Source organism: Flavobacterium pedocola (genome assembly GCF_053764385.1).
In genome coordinates this window covers 386,464-402,785 of sequence record NZ_JBSNCR010000003.1, presented here as the reverse complement: position 1 = coordinate 402,785, position 16,322 = coordinate 386,464, and the positions used below count along the sequence as shown (strand labels likewise).

Below are 16,322 nucleotides of genomic sequence, written 5' to 3'. Positions count from 1 at the left end.
GGGCGTGAGTCCGGGATTTTTTATTTGTAATTAATTTAATAAGTAGTTCTCCATAAACCTAATCACGGCCAAACGCTGGTAATCGACGTTTGCTTTTTTCCTAAAGCCGTGTCCTTCGTCTTTGGCTTCCAGATACCAAACCGTTTTGCCCTGTGCTTTTAGTTTGTCCCGCATTTGGGTTGCCTCCGTAACCGGAACCCTAGGGTCGTTGGTGCCCTGAATGATAAACATCGGCTTCATGATTTTGTCGGTATTGTTTAAAGGAGCAATTTTCTCCAGGAAAGCACGCATCTTTTCATCTCTTTCATCACCGTATTCCACCCTGCGCAAATCACGGCGGTATTCTTCGGTATTTTTCAAAAAGGTATTGAAATTCGAAATGCCCACTACATCCACTGAGCAACGGATTTTATCCGCATAATGAAAAGCAGTCGCCAAGGTCATATAACCGCCATAGCTTCCGCCCATGATCATAATACGGTCCTTGTCGAGCTCCGGTTGTTGTGCAATCCAATCTAAAAGCGCGCCGATATCTTTCACGGAATTTTCACGTAAATACCAATTGTCTGCTGCGATAAATGTCTTTCCAAATCCGGAAGAACCACGAACATTCGGGAATATTACAGCAACTCCCATTTCATTCGTATAATAGTTGCTGGATCCTAAAAAAGAGGCTCTGGACTGTGCTTCCGGTCCACCGTGAATATTAATAAAAACAGGTCTTTTTCCGGTAAATTTTGGTGAAGCCGGATAATAAAACCCTGAAATTTTCATATTGTCAAAACTTTTCCATTCAATCAATTTGGGCATAGACATGTCTTCTTTTTGCATTTCGCCCAATTCGCTTTCCGTCCAGCGTTCCATTTTGTTGGTTTTCAGAGTAAGTTTGTAAACGTCTGAAGAAGAATCGGCTGTGGATTGCGAAAAGAAAATACTCTGTCCGTCTTTTGTAAAATCGATATCGGTAATGGTTCCTATCGGGATATTTTTTATCTCGGTATATTTTTTAGACACAGCGTCCATCAGGTACATTTTGGAAACCCCGCCTTCATTCGCGGAAAAAACCAACTGCGATTTGTCTTCGGATAAAACGTAATTTTCTATATTCCATGGAATTGCAGATGTGTAATAGTTGGTTTTTTTAGTATTCAGATTAAAGGTTGCCAAGCGCTGAAATTCATTGTCTTTGTCCGTAATGAACCAGATTTCATCTGCCTTTTTGGAAAAGTTGGCGTTGGTTTGAACGATACTTTTATCTGCCCTGTCGGTTATGGCTGTCAGTTTTCCGGTTTGGGTTTCAAGGAGCCAAAGATGTGACTCATTTGCAGAAACATATTCACCCACAAGCAGTTTTGACCCGTCGTTTGATAGGTCATGAATGCCCCAGCCACCGCCTTTCACTTCCAATACCTGTTTTACGGATTTCGGATCATTCGGATTCATATAATAAATATCCCGGTCGCCTCCGTTTCTTTTTGTCGATGAAAAATAAAAACCGGAACCGTCTTTTTTCCATTTGATTCCGCCGTTTTGGGATCGGCCGCCATCAGTAAGCAGCGTAGATTTTAAAGTTTTCAGATCCAATTTAAAAAGCTGGCCGAACTCATTTCCGCCAACATCTTTGGAGTAAATAAGATAGTCACCGTGTGTGGGTTCGTAAGTGGCATTGCCGATGGGTTCGTCAAAAAAAGTAATCTGTTTTCGGGCTCCCATGGGCTGACTCACTTTGTGAAGCTGGATCGTGGACCCGAATTGGGTAGCAATGATGATTTCGTTTTTAATCGGATGAACTTCTTCTAAAAAAGCAGCTCTTGCTTCGGAGTATTTTTTGACTTTCGCTGCCAGTTCTTTCGAGATATCGGCAATATTTTCCGTGATTAAATTTTCGTTGGGTACAATCAGATTTTTTTTATCTTGGGCTTGCAGGGACAATCCTAAAAGAAGGGCAAACAAACTAAGCTTTGTCAATTTCATGAATTTTATTTTATCGTTTACGGGTGTATAAATTTACTAAATAAATTCCGAGAAGCACTAAAGTACCCCCGATTACAATCATCACTGTTAAGGGTTCATTAAAAATAAAAGCGCCTAAAACCACCGCCACAATTGGATTGATGTAAGCGTAAATGCTGCTTATTTCTGCGGGTAAATGCTGCAGGGCATAAATGAATGCAATAAACGTAAATACGGAGCCAAACACCACCAAATAAGCAATTGACCACCAAGACTCCGACGGGATTTCAGTGATGTTAACAGATGTTCCGGTTGCTCCGGTGTAGGCAAACAATAAAATACTCGAAAGCAGCATCTGAAGCCCTAAACTGAAGTAAGGGTTGAAACTCGCTGCTTTCTTTTTGGTGTACAAACTTCCGAACGCCCAAGTCAAAGTAGCCAGAACCGAAAGGCAAATCCCAAACTGAAAATCCGGTTTTATAAAATCGGCTAAATAATCATAGAAGACCAGGCAAACTCCTCCAAAGCTCACCAGCATCCCGATAATCGACCATTTCGAAAGCCGTTCTCCTTTAAAAAAGCTTATGATTACAATCCATAATGGAAAAACAGCCCCAATAATAGCGCCCAAGCCACTGGAAATATATTTCACGCCCCAGGTGCTTAAACCGTTACTCATCACGAAGTTCAGGATGCTCAGGATGACAATCGTTTTCCATTGTCTTCCTTTGGGCCACGGCGTTTTTTTATAAAGAAAATAGAGGATGTAAACCGATGCTCCCAAAAATTGACGGATGGCAGCCAACTGCAACGCGGGCATGTGCTTGACCCCTTCTTTGGAAGCCAGCCAGGTCGTGCCCCAGAAGAAGCTTACCCAAATCAGGGCCAGCATCGGAAGGCCTACGGATTGCAGGCGGTTTTTGGTGGATTGGTGCAGTTTTATGATTTTATTCACGTCAGAAATCGGTTTTGCTAAACGTATACGCCAAAGCCTGCTGTAGTTTTTCGCTGGAGATCAGCTTGCCGACAGAAGGTTGGTCGTGAGCAAATTTAGGCAAAGCCAAGTTCATTTCCTGAGCTTTTTTGTGATAATATGTTTCCCGGTCCGGATGCAAAGGTGCTACGGCATTAAAGAGTTCTCCCCAGGTTTCGGTGGCAATAATGCGGTGGATAATGCCGATGCAATCCTCCAGATGGATCATGTTGATCGGCGCTTGCGGATTTGAAATACCGTCCCTTCCGGAAAGGTGTTTTACCGGATGCCTTTCTTTTCCGATCAATCCGCCAAAACGAAGGATAGTCGTTTTGAAATTGGGATTGCTTTGCAGTAACTGCTCCGTTTCTAAAAGTTGTTTTCCGCCTTCCGTATCCGGTTGGGGTGAATAACTTTCTGTGACCTTGTAGTTGTAAGAAACTTCATCAGGATAAACAGAAGATGAACTGATAAATACTATTTTTTTGTTCCCGAATGTTTCAAGATAAGGGGTCAGCGTTGCTATTTTTTTGACAAAATTCTCCGGAACTAAACTTCTTATTTTAGGCGGAATATCAATAAGGACGATGTCGGAATCGGCTAAAAAACCTTCGATATCCCCGGTAATTCCCTTTTCGGAAAGGCTGATGTTATAAGGGTCAATCGCTTTAGCTTTTAAAACCGGCAATTTTTCATCCGTTGTTGTTGAACCTTTTACGGAATACCCGTTTGCAATCAGGTGTTCCGCTAAAGGAATGCCTAACCAGCCACAGCCTAAAATAGCAACGACAGGGGTGTTATTCCTCATTCTTTTTGGCTCGTACATGTACCTTGATATGGCCCCAGTTTTCCCCGGATTTGATGCGGTACAACTGCATTTCACTCACGCCAAACTGCTTGGCAATGATTTTCATACGGGTTTTTCGGTTGGGGTCCAGCAGCATTTTTTTTAGGCGGATTACCGTGGTTTCTGTTAGTTTTCGGCCATCTGCTTTTATGTTGTGTGAAATGGTTTTCTTTCTGCCTTTAATCACATGTGGGCTTTTCCTGTAGTGCTCCATCTTCCCTTCGTAGTTTACCCATTTCAGGTTGGAGGCTTTATCGTTGTTGCGGCTGAAATCTAAATGAATCACATACTGCTGATCGTCAGCAGTTTTCGGAACAAAAAAATCGGCTACCAGTTTGTACAGTAAATATGTGTAATTGGTTTTTTCGCCCTGCACCCGATTTTCAACCCGTAAAATGCGGTACCCGTCCGCTAAAGACCCTTTTAACAAGGTTCCCTCCTTGATTTCACGGGTAAAACTTACCAGACGACCTAAGTTGGAAATGGCATATCGTTTTGTACGCGTTCCGCCTACGGTAAATTCTCTAAATTCTTCGTTAGGATAAAATCGTATCATGTTCGGTTTGTTAAGTTTCCTTTTTTACTAACAGCAACCAGTCATTTTCCAGCATCCGGTACCCTTGATCATAGAGGAAGTAATAATGGTCTCCTTTATGGGTAGTATAAAGTGATGTAAAAAATTCAAAGTCAAATCCTTGGGATATTAATTTGTTTCGTGTGGTTTTGGATTTGCCCTGCTGGTTTAGTTGAGACAAAATACGGTAATTTTTCCTTAACTTGTTATTAATATTGCGCATAAGATTCGTAGAATCCTTATTTTGTCGGTTGTTGTAAGAATTCCTGCAACCGTCTCCGCAAAATTTTTTGTCTTCCCGACCCACGATGCTGTCCTTGCATTCCAAACAGACTTTCATAAGTAAGGAGACAGTATTTTTTGAAGATCTTCCGGGATTTCCATTTTTCGTAAAGGTGGTACATTGGCGCCGCCGGTATTTCCCGTTGGAACGTGACCTATATACGATTTAATCCCACCAACGAGTAATCGGGGTAGTTGTCCGATAATTTCACGAGCGTTTTTAATTCGGAACGCGAAACGAAGCATTTCAAAATGAGCAATCGTATGTTCCAAGGCCCATGGCTGTCCAATGATGTGAGCCCGCTCCAGTCGTTTCCATGAAGCGGATTTGTCTGTTTTAAAAAGAGTTTTGCTCAGGGCGATTTCCTCAAGAAAGTGAATTTTGAGTGCTTTGGGCATTTTCCAGTATACTTTCATGGGATGATCTTAAAAGTTACCCTTATGGTTCAAAGCCTGTTGAATATGAGCCAGATGGTGCCTGCAATGCCAGTCGTAAAGCCCTAACATCTCCTTAAGACTGAAGAATTTCTGGTGCTGCGGATGAAAATACATGCGGTTCCATTCTTTTTCTTCAAAGTGTTCTAAAAGCACGCTCCATCGATGATGAATGCTTTCAATCATTTTTAGCGAAGTACTGATGTCATCGCTTAGGCTGTCGTGCAGTTCAGCCCAAAGTGCTTCTTCGTAAGGACGGATGACAGGTGCGTCTTCGGTTAGCGAAAGTTTGAGCCGTATCAGGGCATTCATATGACTGTCGGCCAGGTGGTGCACCACTTGTTTGACTTTCCAGCCTTGAGGGCGATACTGCCAATTGAGCTCCGTTGGGGTAAGGGTGTCACAGGTTTTTTTCAGTTGTTCCGGAAAGCTTGCAATGGTTTTTTTCCAAAGTTCCAACTGCTGCGGAAGGATTTCTGCAGGAAATGTAAAGTGCCCTATGGGAAATTTTAAGGCATCAAGATCGAAAGGTGTTGTCATGGCTTATAGTTTTAAGAGCAGAAGCTCGGTTCTTATCAGGAATCTTTCAAGACACTGAATTTTGCTGAAAAATCAGTTGTTGTTGGAGATTCCGTTGTTGTACATCATTTCAAATATAAGAAAATTCCTGAAAACAAACGACAACAAACAGTTACAATCGAAAGTAAACGTTTAGCAACCGGATTTAATTGCTGAGATTTTACAGTTTTGCACTGTCGGAATAACAGAACAGTTATGGACACATTTTCAGTTATAAACCTTTAATTTTTTTAAACGCCATGAGAAACAAAGTACAATTAATCGGAAACGTAGGCCAGGAGCCTGAAGTAAAAACAGTTAACGGAGACCGTAAAGTAGCCAACCTTACCCTTGCTACAAACGATTCTTATTACAACGAAAAAGGGGAAAAAGTGGAACAAACCGAGTGGCACAGAGTGACTGCTTGGGGAAAAACCGCTGAAATCATTGAAAAATTTGTCGAGAAGGGAAAGGAAATCGCCATTGAAGGCAAACTGACCCACCGAAGCTACGACGACAAAGACGGTAACAAACGCTACATAACCGAAGTGGTTGCTAACGAAGTCTTGCTTTTAGGAAAATAGCGGTATGCTAATTCAGGTGTTCACCATACGAACGGGAGCTCCTTATGTTCAATCGGATCAAAACACGCTCAATGCGTTTCTTGATCGCGTAAGGTTTATTAAGTCAACGGCTCATTTTGTAACTGCGGAAGAAGATCAATCGTATTGGTCGATCCTGATTCAGTATGAAGCAGAGCAGATGGAAACTAAACCGATAAGGGAAAAGAAGCCTCAGACAAAGGAATCTGAATTGACACCTGGTGTGCAATATGTTTTAGAATGTTTGAAAGCATGGCGGACGGATAAAGCCAATCAGCTGAACCTGCCCAAATATATGGTTTGCCATAATTCGGAGCTCATAAGCATTGCCTTGCATCAGCCCCAAACTATCGAAGCCCTGAAACAGATAAAAGGCATCGGAGACAAGAAAGCAGAAAAATACGGTGACGACATTATTGCTGTATTGAATGCTGTTTAGGTTTGCTGAACCACCGGTGAACTACCGGTGGTTACCTTTAATGGTATAAACTTGCCGCTACGCGATAGGTGTTGGCATGAGCTTCGATGATCGTACGGATGTCTGGGGAATAACCGCCACCCATACTAACTTGCACTGGGATTTCGTGTTTTTGGCAAAGGCTTAATACGGATTCATCCCTTTGTTTGCAGCCGTTCAGGGTACAACCCAATTTACCTAATTTGTCAGAGGCAAGAATATCGACTCCGCATAGGTAAAATATAAAATCAGGTTTTTGGGTATTGATTAAATAAGGTAAAGTGTTTTCTAAAATTTCCAGAAACTTATGGTCATCGGTATTGTCGTGCAGTTCAATGTCCAGATCGGATTTTTCCTTTTTAAACGGATAATTGGATTTTCCGTGCATGGAAAAGGTGAAAACATTCGGATTGTTTTGAAAGATTTCGGCTGTTCCGTTACCTTGGTGTACATCGAGATCTACTATAAGGATTTTTTTGGCAAGTTTTTGGTTCAGTAAATATTGGGCAGCAATGGCCTGGTCGTTCAACAGACAAAACGCTTCGCCCCGGTCGGAATAAGCATGATGGGTGCCTCCGGCTATGTTAAAAGCGATGCCGGTCTGCAATGCTTTTTCAGCTCCAAGGATACTGCCCTGCGCCAAACGCAATTCGCGTTCCACCAATTCAGCCGAAAGCGGAAACCCTATTTTTCGAACCGCACGGGGCTCTAAGGTCAAAGAAGTCAATGCGGTTACATATTCTTTCGTGTGAACGGCCAATAGGTGCTGCAAATCAGGTAGTCCGGGTTCAAAAAAAGAGCTTTGGGAAACGGTGCCTTCGTGCAAAAGCTGTTGGGGCAACAGTTCGTATTTAATCATCGGAAAGCGGTGGCCTTCCGGTAAAGGGTGTTTGTAAATCGGGTGATAGGCTATTGGGAACATTTAGGCATTCATCAGTTTTTGAAAAGCTTCAACAAACAAGCCTAGGTGGTAGCCATCCATTAACCCATGATGGACATGAACAGACATCGGCATGGTTTTTTTACCGTTTTCTTCCGTCATTTTCCCAAAGGATATTTTTGGGCAACTGTCCGGAAAGATAAAGCTGCGCGAATGCGAAACCGAGGTGAAATTTATCCAGGGAATCGAAGAGAAATGAATTAGATTGATTTCTTTACTGAAGTCTCGGGTAAGTAAGCCCGGTGTATTGCGAACACGCTCAATTTCTGCCGTTGCGGTTTCGTTAAAAAGATCCAGTTCCGGGAAATACTCCATAAACGAAAACCCAAAAGTGGTGTCCTCCCGCATAATGGTAGTCGATACATTTACTTTGTCGTAAATCAGTACTTCGCCTTCTACAATCCGGTAACGGAAATTTTCAATGCTGTTTGCCGCTTCCAAGGTTTTGTAAAGGTAATAAACGAAAAAGGAAATGCCTTTTTGTTTGGCGGTCTGATAGGCTTTTGTACAGTCAACGGTAAACGTAAGGCCGAAAAAAGGCTCTTCAAATTTACAGAAGAATTCGAAATGGCTTTTGCGGTTCCAGTTTTGGAGGTCTAACTTTTGGTTCATGGTAATAATATCGGTAAAACATCAGTGATCTTTTCCACGGCATTAAAATTCGGGTGAATGATTTCGTGGTCAATACGTTCGTGCGCCCAGGTGGTATGAAAAGGCACATGTACCGCATAACCGCCGATATTCAAAACGGGTAATACATCCGACTTTAAGGAATTTCCAATCATAAAAAATTCGGAAGGCTCCACATCCAGGCGTTTCAACAGTTTTTCATAGTTAACTTCCTGCTTGTCGGCCATTACTTCAATATGGTGAAAATAAGGGCCTAAGCCTGAATCGTGCAGTTTTCGCTGCTGGTCTTTTAAATCGCCTTTGGTCGCTACTACCAGTTTGTATTTTCCTTGTAAGGCTTGTAACGTTTCTTCTACGCCGTCTAAAAGCTCGATCGGCCTTTGAATCAGTTCCTTGCCTAAATCTGTGATTTTTTGAATTCCCTTGGTACTGATGGTTCCGTCGGATACTTTAATGGCGGTCTCGATCATGGAAAGGATGTATCCTTTGATTCCGTAACCGTATAAGGGCAGGTTGCTGACTTGCGTTTTCAGCAATTCCTGTGACAAACTTTGTGCGGAAAGGTAATTGCTCATCATTCCGCAGAATTTTTTTTCGGTTTCTTCGAAGTACGGCTCGTTGATGAACAAGGTGTCGTCCGCATCGAAGGCTATTACTTTTAAATCCATAATTCTGTATCAAAAAACCCTTTCAGCAGTACTAAAAGGGTCGTGTTTGTATTTAACTAATCATTGCTCCGTTGATTACACCTTCGGCATCCGGATTTACAAAAACCAGTTTGCCTTCGGCAGTATTGGAGAGCAGCAACATCCCTTCGCTTTCTACACCGCGTAACGCTCTCGGTGCTAAATTAACCAAAACCGTTACTCGTTTTCCAATCACTTCTTCCGGGGTGAAATGTTCGGCGATTCCCGAAACGATGGTGCGAACGTCGATTCCTGTATCCACTTTCAATACTAAAAGTTTGTTGGCTTTCGGCATTTTCTCGGCTTCGATAATCGTTCCGATGCGCAAATCTACTTTGGCAAAATCTTCAAACGCGATGATGTCTTTCTGAGGTTCCGCCTTAGCATTTTCGGCTTTGTTGGCTACTTTGGTTGCTTCCAATCGGTCTATTTGTTTTTGAATTTCTTCGTCTTCTATTTTGCCGAACAACAATTCTGCTTCCCCAATCTGATGTCCTGCCGGAATTAAATCCGAAGTCGTACTGATAGTGTTCCAGTCAAAAGTATTGTTCAGTTTTAAAATGTTTTTCAGTTTGCTGGCGGTGAACGGTAAAAATGGTTCTGCCAAAACACTAAGCGCAGCAGCAATTTGCAAAGCCACATACATTTGTGTCTGCACACGCGCCGGGTTCTCTTTTACGATTTTCCAAGGCTCTTCATCGGCTAAATATTTGTTTCCTAAACGAGCCACATTCATCAATTCCCCTAAAGCTTCACGGAAACGGTAGCGTTCCACAGAAGAAGCAATTACTGCCGGATAGGCTTTCAGTTCTGCTAAAGTTTGCTCGTCGATTTCAGTCAGCTCATTCGGCTGCGGAATAACGCCGTTGTAATATTTGTTGGTCAGTACCACCACGCGGTTGATGAAGTTTCCGAAGATGGCTACCAATTCGTTGTTGTTGCGCGCCTGAAAATCTTTCCAGGTGAAATCGTTGTCTTTGGTTTCCGGGGCGTTGGCTGTTAAAGCGTAACGCAAAACGTCTTGTTTTTCAGGGAAATCCAACAGGTATTCGTGCAACCAAACCGCCCAGTTTTTAGAGGTGGAGAGTTTGTTGCCTTCTAGGTTTAAGAATTCGTTCGCTGGTACATTGTCCGGTAAAATATAAGAACCTTCTGCTTTTAACATCGCCGGGAAAATCACGCAGTGGAATACGATATTGTCTTTTCCGATAAAGTGTACCAATTTGGTGTCTTCGGATTTCCAGTACGGTTCCCAGTCTTTTCCTTCGCGTGCTGCCCATTCTTTAGTGGACGAAATATAACCGATCGGTGCATCGAACCACACGTATAATTTTTTACCTTCCGCGCCTTCCACGGGTACATCGATACCCCAATCCAAATCACGGGTTACGGCTCTTGGACGCAATCCGTCTTCCAGCCAGGATTTTACCTGTCCGTACACGTTTGGTTTCCAGTCGTTTTTATGACCTTCCAGTATCCAGTCTCTTAAGAAAGTATCGTATTGATCCAAAGGTAAGAACCAGTGTTTGGTCGATTTTAAAACAGGCTTGGTTCCGGTGATGGTTGATTTCGGGTTGATTAAATCAGTAGCGTTTAAAGACGAACCGCATTTTTCACACTGGTCACCATACGCTTCCTCGTTGCCACATTTCGGACAAGTTCCTGTTACGAAACGATCAGCAAGGAACTGCTCGGCTTTTTCGTCGTACAATTGTTCGGTTACTTCTTCGATGAATTTGCCTTCGTCGTAGAGTTTTCTGAAAAAATCCGAAGCGGTTTTATGATGGATTTCCGCCGAAGTTCTTGAATAGTTGTCAAACGAAATTCCAAAATCCTCAAACGATTTACGAATGATCCCGTCATACTTGTCGATTACCTCCTGTGGCGTAATGCCTTCTTTTTTAGCCTTCATCGAAATGGCTACCCCGTGTTCATCGCTTCCGCAGATAAACGCCACATCTTTTCCCTGTAAACGAAGGAAACGTGCATAAATATCGGAAGGCACATAAACACCGGCCAAATGCCCAATATGGATAGGGCCGTTGGTGTACGGTAAAGCAGCGGTAATGGTATAGCGTTTAGGATCTTGTATCATCGTGATTTTTTCAATTTGAGTGCAAAAATACATAACAAATCGCAACCTTTTATAAGTTAAAAGGATAATACTTTCTTAAAGGTATAAAAAAAACCACCTTTTTTGGGTGGTTTTGTATTTTTTAAGGTAACGGATCGCCGACTTTTACATCACAACGATGGCCTTCCTGTCCGTGTGCCGGATTCGGTTTTCCCTGCATACCTGCAAGTGTGGTTTGTGGTTTTGCCGGTGTTGCTGGTGTTGCGCCCGTAGTGGGCTGGAGTATAGCGGGAATGTTATTGGCGGTGGTAGTTGTTTGGGCTTGCCCCGTTGGTGTCGGTGGTGTATAACGTACCGCGTTTGTACCGCTATTGGCGGCAGGTTTGCTGTTCAATGGCGTACCTACGGCAATATCACAGCGGTGTCCGGGCTGTCCGTGTGGAGGATTCATGCCGGGTTTTGTAACCGGAACATTTGTTTGTACCGCGGTGGCCTGATTAGCCGGTGTTACCTGACTTGCAGTATTCGCTTGATTGGCCATAGGGTTCATCTGCGGATTTTGTCCCTGAGGATTCATGTTTTTTAGGCTGTTCTCGTATTGGGAAGCGACCGCGGCAGCAACACTATCGGAGGCTTCAGCGCTTATTTTTTCAGAAGGCTTGGCGTCTTTTTGACACGCTACACATAGTGAGGCTGTGGCAATTAGCAAGGGTATGATTTTCATGATTTCTGTTTTTTCAAAAATAGCAATTACTTTCTTATTAAGAATTATACAAAAAGTTAAAATAAAGTAGTTACATTTAATACATCAAAACCGAATCCCTCATCAATTGTATTTGGAAAGTATGAAAATTGTATTTTTTAAAATATTGTTTGCGACTATTCTATTTATGGTTAGTTTTGAGGGATATTCTCAAAAACGTATGAAAATTCCACCGTATCTTAAAAAAGGTGACACCGTTGCCTTGGTTTGTACCGCCCGAAAATTTTTCCCCGAAGAAGCACAACCGGCCATCGATTTGTTGAAATCGTGGGGTTTGGAAGTGAAATTAGGTAAGACCATTGGTCTGGACAGTTGCCAGTTGGGCGGAACCGATAAAGAACGTGCCGAAGATTTGCAGGCAATGCTGGACGATGATAACGTCAAAGCAATCTGGTGTGCACGTGGCGGTTACGGAACAGTGCGAATTATCGACAGCCTGAATTTTTCAAAGTTTAAAAAGCATCCGAAATGGATTATGGGTTTCAGTGATGTTACGGTTTTGCACAGCCACCTGAATACTTTAGGGATTGCTACGTTACATTCCATTATGCCTTTTACCGTACCCAAAGCTCCGGAAGAAGTCAAAGAAACTTTGAGGAAAGCCCTTTTCGGGGAACACCTAAAATATGTGGTGGAAACCAAAGGCTACGAACTGCAAGGAAAGGCAAAAGGACAGCTGGTAGGGGGGAACCTTTCTATATTGTACAGTCTTTTGGGTTCGAAATCCTCTTTGGATACCAAGGGAAAAATCCTTTTCATTGAAGATTTGGACGAGTACCTGTACCACATCGACCGTATGATGCAAAATCTGAAACGAAACGGCTATCTGGATAATGTAAAAGGTTTGATCGTAGGGAGCATGACCGATATGCACGACAATGAAATTCCGTTTGGACAGAATGAAGTGGGAATTATTACTGAAATTGCCAAAGCGTATAATATCCCGGTGTGTTTTTATTTCCCATCCGGGCATCAGAAGGACAACCGAACCCTTATTTTAGGCAAGGAAGTTGAATTTGAGGTGAACAAGGATCAAATCATTTTAGAGTTCCAATAAATGGCCGAGCACAACGATTTAGGAAAACAGGGTGAGGATTTGGCTGTAGCCCATCTGATCAAAGAAGGCTATCAAATTCTGGAACGGAACTGGACCTGGCAAAAAGCCGAAATAGATATTATTGCTCAAAAAAATGAGGTGCTGGCAATAGTCGAAGTAAAAACGCGTTCTAATTTGAGTTTTGGTAACCCTCAGGATTTTGTAAATCCAAAAAAAATTAAATTACTGGTAAAAGCTGTGGATGAGTATGTTACCCGTTGCAAGGCAGATTTTAACATACGTTTTGATATTATTGCTGTAAAAAAGGACGCAACCAAATTTGAAATCGAACATCTTCAAGATGCATTTTATCACTTTTAACATTGTTATAACTATAACATATTGTTTTTAATCTTAAATTGCCCAAATTTTTAAAACACGACTTAAATTCTAACAACACGTTCTGCTATGAAAACAATCTCTTCTGTAGTTGAAAATTATATTAAAAATAAGCCTTTCCTTCTTAACGGTCTTTCGTTGGGAATTGTTAACCTGACTTCGTTAGCCAGAGTAATCCAAGGTGAGTTGGAGCATGAAATGGATAAAGAGGTAAAACAGGGAGCAATCGTGATGGCTTTGAAAAGGCTTTCAGAAGAATTGGAGTTCCGTTTGAACCATAAAGTTGAAAAAGTACTTAAGAATTTGGGAGAAATTACCGTGCGCTCTTCTTTAGTGGATTACAATTTTACCATTAACCCGAAAGTATTAAACAGACAGGCGGAATTTATTTCTGAAATCAGTCATTTTCCGGATGTTTTTTACACGTCTTCAAGAGGGGTTAACGAAACCAATATTATCGTAAGTGACTCGGTTAGTCATTTGATGGACAAGCATTTTGCAGATGAGAGATGGATCCATAAAGTGGAAAACCTGGCTTCAGTAACGGTAAAACTTCCAAAAGACAACGTTGGGGTTCCGGGATTATTTTACTACGTTTTCCAAAGATTAGCATGGGAAGGGATCAACATCTGTGAGGTAATCTCCACTAATTTTGAATTTACCATCATCGTGAGTGAAGAACAAGTAGATCAGGCGTTTAAAGTAATAAAAGACTTAAAGAATACATAATATAACCCTGTAAAAGACAACTTTATACCAGCAAAAGGTTAGTTTCGATTAAAATAATTATTTTTGGGCAACTAAAACTAACTACTTATGAAAAAACTAACCCAAATCCTGGCGTTTTTTTGTTGTGTTTGTGCGTTCGGTCAGCATAAAATCGGACAAAAGATACAACAATTAAATGCCGCCAAGACCGAGTATCACAAAGTCATCCCTTTGGTGGCTAATGCTCAAACACCTAATGCCAATATCCAAAAAACTGTAGACGACGCCCAACTGGCAATTATTGATGTCCGCAGTGTAAATGATCTGGTTTCCAAGGCTTACCAGAACATCAAGGTTGAAATTCCCTATCACAACAGAACGCTTAGTTTGCTTTTGTACAAGGCAGATCTTTTAGCGGAAGGTTTTCATGCCGATACCGACAAACAAAAAAACATTGCCTACACGCCCGGTGTATACTACAAAGGGATTATTGAAGGCGATTACACATCCCTGGTTTCCTTTAACTTTTTTGAAGGCGAACTGAATGCGATAATTTCCAGTTCGGAATTAAGCAATCTGGTGATCGGAAAAATCGATGTGCAGGGCAATACTTCAGATTATATTCTCTACGAAGATCAAAAATTGAAAGTGGCTAACGATGCGGAATGCCATACTTCCGATGAGGTGAGCGAGGATTTTGAGGAAGAATTGCGTAAGGCTAACACCCAATCGCCCAACAGTACCAATTGTGTGGCCACCTATTTTGAAATTGACAACAACCTTTACCTGTCCAACGGGAGCAACACCACAACCACTCTGAACTGGATGACGTCGGTTTTTAACAACATGCAAACCCTGTACAACAACGACGGGATTACGGTTTCCTTAAAATCAACGTTTATCTGGACGACTCAGGACCCTTATGAAGGTGTGGGGACAGGTTCCAGTGATTATCTGAATAAATTCAAAGAAGTACGCCCAGTATTTGATGGTGATGTAGGCCAGTTGGTAGGAATTGATGCCGGAGGACTGGGAGGGGTTTCCATGGGAATCGGAAGATTGTGTACTTCTAGTAATTATGTATATTCCGACGTGAACTTAAGTTATGCCACGGTTCCTACCTATTCCTGGACCGTACAGGTGATCACTCACGAGTTTGGACACAATATAGGATCGCGTCATACCCATGCCTGTGTTTGGAACGGGAACGGTACCGCTATCGATAACTGTGCGCCGTATGCCATTGGCGCCAGTGCAGAAGGGTATTCCTGTATGACAAGTCCACCGACGATTCCAACTGCTGCGGTAAAAGGAACCATAATGAGTTACTGTCATTTGGTTGGCGGTGTGGGCATTAGCTTAGCAAATGGTTTCGGGCCTCAGCCGAGTGCTGCAATTTTAAATTTCGTCAACTCCAGAACCTGTTTGAGTACAGATTGTATCAACGTTTGTATTAACGGGGTGGCTTCTATCAATGCAGATTATAATGCCGGAACCAGTACAGCCACTATTACCTGGAACGATGTAACGACTGAGAATAACTGGCAGGTGGCGGTATTGCCTTTCGCCAGCAACGCACCGGTGTGGAACAATGCGACTACAAACAGTTTTACGGCTACCGGACTTTCGCCAAATACCTACTATAAATTCCGCGTAAAACCGGATTGTGGCAGTATGACACCGACTACAAGAGAATATATTTTCTTGACCGAAGCCAATTATTGTAATGGTATTACTTTGACCGATACGGGAGGAAACAGTGGAAATTATACGGACAATCAGAGTTTTGTAAGAACCCTGATTCCAAGTGTGGCCAACAACAGGATTCGTTTGAATTTTACAAGCTTCTCCCTGGAAGACGGTTTTGATTATTTCTATGTTTATAACGGAGCCAGTACTGCAGCACCTTTGTTCGATGATGCAGGTTACACTGGGACTACGATTCCTGGTCCTTTTGAATCCACTTCATCAGACGGTGCTTTAACGATTCGATTCTATTCGGATGCCGGCGTGACCGATCAGGGCTGGGCGGCGACAACGTCTTGTCTTTCAGCATTGGGCGTTGGGGAGAATACCTATATCGATTATGCTTATTATCCGAACCCGACCAACGGGATAGTAACCATCAAATCGCAAAACAACATTGAAGAAATCATGGTGTACAATGTGGAGGGAAGGCTGTTGCATTCCGGTAAAGTAAATGATTTGAACACCAAAGTGGATTTGTCGGCATTCTCGACAGGAACCTACTTTTTCAAAATGAAAATAGACAATCAGATCGTGAATTTTAAAGTCTTCAAACAATAAGTTTATAAGATTTATCCGCTAAAAAGTAACCCGTTAATTTTTAATTAGCGGGTTATTTGTTTTTAATTCTCTATATTTGTTTATCTATCAAAAACTAA

General features: G+C 42.2%; 18 protein-coding genes. 6 read left to right on the top strand and 12 right to left on the bottom strand.

Annotation, left to right across the window (positions count from 1 at the left end; genetic code table 11):
* Positions 1-30 precede the first annotated feature (30 nt).
* The 7 genes from ACWPKD_RS08845 to ACWPKD_RS08815 form a co-directional block, all read right to left on the bottom strand.
* Positions 31-1,974: an alpha/beta fold hydrolase gene (locus ACWPKD_RS08845; protein ID WP_455412316.1), complete on the bottom strand. Its 1,944-nt coding sequence runs from the start codon at positions 1,972-1,974 to the stop codon at positions 31-33.
* 10 nt (positions 1,975-1,984) lie between these two features.
* Positions 1,985-2,845 carry a DMT family transporter gene (locus tag ACWPKD_RS08840; protein ID WP_455412522.1) on the bottom strand — a complete coding sequence of 287 codons (861 nt, stop codon included), beginning with the start codon at positions 2,843-2,845 and terminating at the stop codon, positions 1,985-1,987.
* A gap of 64 nt (positions 2,846-2,909) precedes the next feature.
* Positions 2,910-3,734 (bottom strand): SDR family oxidoreductase, encoded by an 825-nt coding sequence (locus ACWPKD_RS08835; RefSeq protein WP_455412315.1) that lies wholly within the window; start codon positions 3,732-3,734, stop codon positions 2,910-2,912.
* Positions 3,724-4,329: an NUMOD4 domain-containing protein gene (locus tag ACWPKD_RS08830; protein ID WP_455412314.1), complete on the bottom strand. Its 606-nt coding sequence runs from the start codon at positions 4,327-4,329 to the stop codon at positions 3,724-3,726. The genes ACWPKD_RS08835 and ACWPKD_RS08830 overlap by 11 nt, the downstream gene beginning before the upstream one ends.
* A gap of 10 nt (positions 4,330-4,339) precedes the next feature.
* Positions 4,340-4,687 carry a hypothetical protein gene (locus ACWPKD_RS08825; RefSeq protein WP_455412313.1) on the bottom strand — a complete coding sequence of 116 codons (348 nt, stop codon included), beginning with the start codon at positions 4,685-4,687 and terminating at the stop codon, positions 4,340-4,342.
* Positions 4,684-5,046 carry a DUF3703 domain-containing protein gene (locus ACWPKD_RS08820; RefSeq protein ID WP_455412312.1) on the bottom strand — a complete coding sequence of 121 codons (363 nt, stop codon included), beginning with the start codon at positions 5,044-5,046 and terminating at the stop codon, positions 4,684-4,686. The genes ACWPKD_RS08825 and ACWPKD_RS08820 overlap by 4 nt, the downstream gene beginning before the upstream one ends.
* 9 nt (positions 5,047-5,055) lie before the next feature.
* A complete protein-coding gene (locus ACWPKD_RS08815; protein ID WP_455412311.1) occupies positions 5,056-5,604 on the bottom strand; it encodes a YfiT family bacillithiol transferase in 549 nt (182 codons plus the stop codon).
* Between the two features lie 278 nt (positions 5,605-5,882).
* Between ACWPKD_RS08815 and ACWPKD_RS08810 the strand changes: the two genes are divergently transcribed.
* On the top strand, positions 5,883-6,206 hold the full coding sequence (locus ACWPKD_RS08810; protein ID WP_455412310.1) for a single-stranded DNA-binding protein: 324 nt from the start codon (positions 5,883-5,885) through the stop codon (positions 6,204-6,206).
* 4 nt (positions 6,207-6,210) lie between these two features.
* Positions 6,211-6,663, top strand: a complete 453-nt coding sequence (locus ACWPKD_RS08805) for an HRDC domain-containing protein (protein WP_455412309.1) — start codon at positions 6,211-6,213, stop codon at positions 6,661-6,663.
* A gap of 37 nt (positions 6,664-6,700) precedes the next feature.
* On the opposite strand, the gene ACWPKD_RS08800 is transcribed toward ACWPKD_RS08805, so the two are convergent.
* The 5 genes from ACWPKD_RS08800 to ACWPKD_RS08780 all read right to left on the bottom strand — a co-directional run bounded on the left by ACWPKD_RS08800 (position 6,701) and on the right by ACWPKD_RS08780 (position 11,735).
* Entirely contained in the window at positions 6,701-7,603 is a 903-nt protein-coding gene (locus ACWPKD_RS08800) for a histone deacetylase family protein (protein ID WP_455412308.1), read from the bottom strand.
* On the bottom strand, positions 7,604-8,233 hold the full coding sequence (locus ACWPKD_RS08795) for a CatA-like O-acetyltransferase (RefSeq protein ID WP_455412307.1): 630 nt from the start codon (positions 8,231-8,233) through the stop codon (positions 7,604-7,606).
* Positions 8,230-8,919 (bottom strand): HAD family hydrolase, encoded by a 690-nt coding sequence (locus tag ACWPKD_RS08790; RefSeq protein ID WP_455412306.1) that lies wholly within the window; start codon positions 8,917-8,919, stop codon positions 8,230-8,232. The genes ACWPKD_RS08795 and ACWPKD_RS08790 overlap by 4 nt, the downstream gene beginning before the upstream one ends.
* A gap of 52 nt (positions 8,920-8,971) precedes the next feature.
* Positions 8,972-11,032 (bottom strand): methionine--tRNA ligase, encoded by a 2,061-nt coding sequence (metG, locus tag ACWPKD_RS08785; RefSeq protein ID WP_455412305.1) that lies wholly within the window; start codon positions 11,030-11,032, stop codon positions 8,972-8,974.
* 121 nt (positions 11,033-11,153) lie between these two features.
* The gene (locus tag ACWPKD_RS08780) at positions 11,154-11,735 is read right to left on the bottom strand and encodes a hypothetical protein (protein WP_455412304.1); all 582 of its coding nucleotides are present in this window, start codon (positions 11,733-11,735) and stop codon (positions 11,154-11,156) included.
* 199 nt (positions 11,736-11,934) lie between these two features.
* Here ACWPKD_RS08780 and ACWPKD_RS08775 point away from each other — a divergent pair, with 199 nt between their 5' ends.
* The 4 genes from ACWPKD_RS08775 (at position 11,935) to ACWPKD_RS08760 (ending at position 16,224) form a co-directional block, all read left to right on the top strand.
* Positions 11,935-12,831 carry a S66 peptidase family protein gene (locus ACWPKD_RS08775; protein ID WP_455412303.1) on the top strand — a complete coding sequence of 299 codons (897 nt, stop codon included), beginning with the start codon at positions 11,935-11,937 and terminating at the stop codon, positions 12,829-12,831.
* A complete protein-coding gene (locus ACWPKD_RS08770; RefSeq protein WP_455412302.1) occupies positions 12,832-13,191 on the top strand; it encodes a YraN family protein in 360 nt (119 codons plus the stop codon).
* An 87-nt stretch (positions 13,192-13,278) separates the two neighbouring features.
* Positions 13,279-13,938 carry an aspartate kinase gene (locus ACWPKD_RS08765; protein WP_455412301.1) on the top strand — a complete coding sequence of 220 codons (660 nt, stop codon included), beginning with the start codon at positions 13,279-13,281 and terminating at the stop codon, positions 13,936-13,938.
* 87 nt (positions 13,939-14,025) lie between these two features.
* On the top strand, positions 14,026-16,224 hold the full coding sequence (locus ACWPKD_RS08760; RefSeq protein ID WP_455412300.1) for a M12 family metallo-peptidase: 2,199 nt from the start codon (positions 14,026-14,028) through the stop codon (positions 16,222-16,224).
* Positions 16,225-16,322 lie beyond the last annotated feature (98 nt).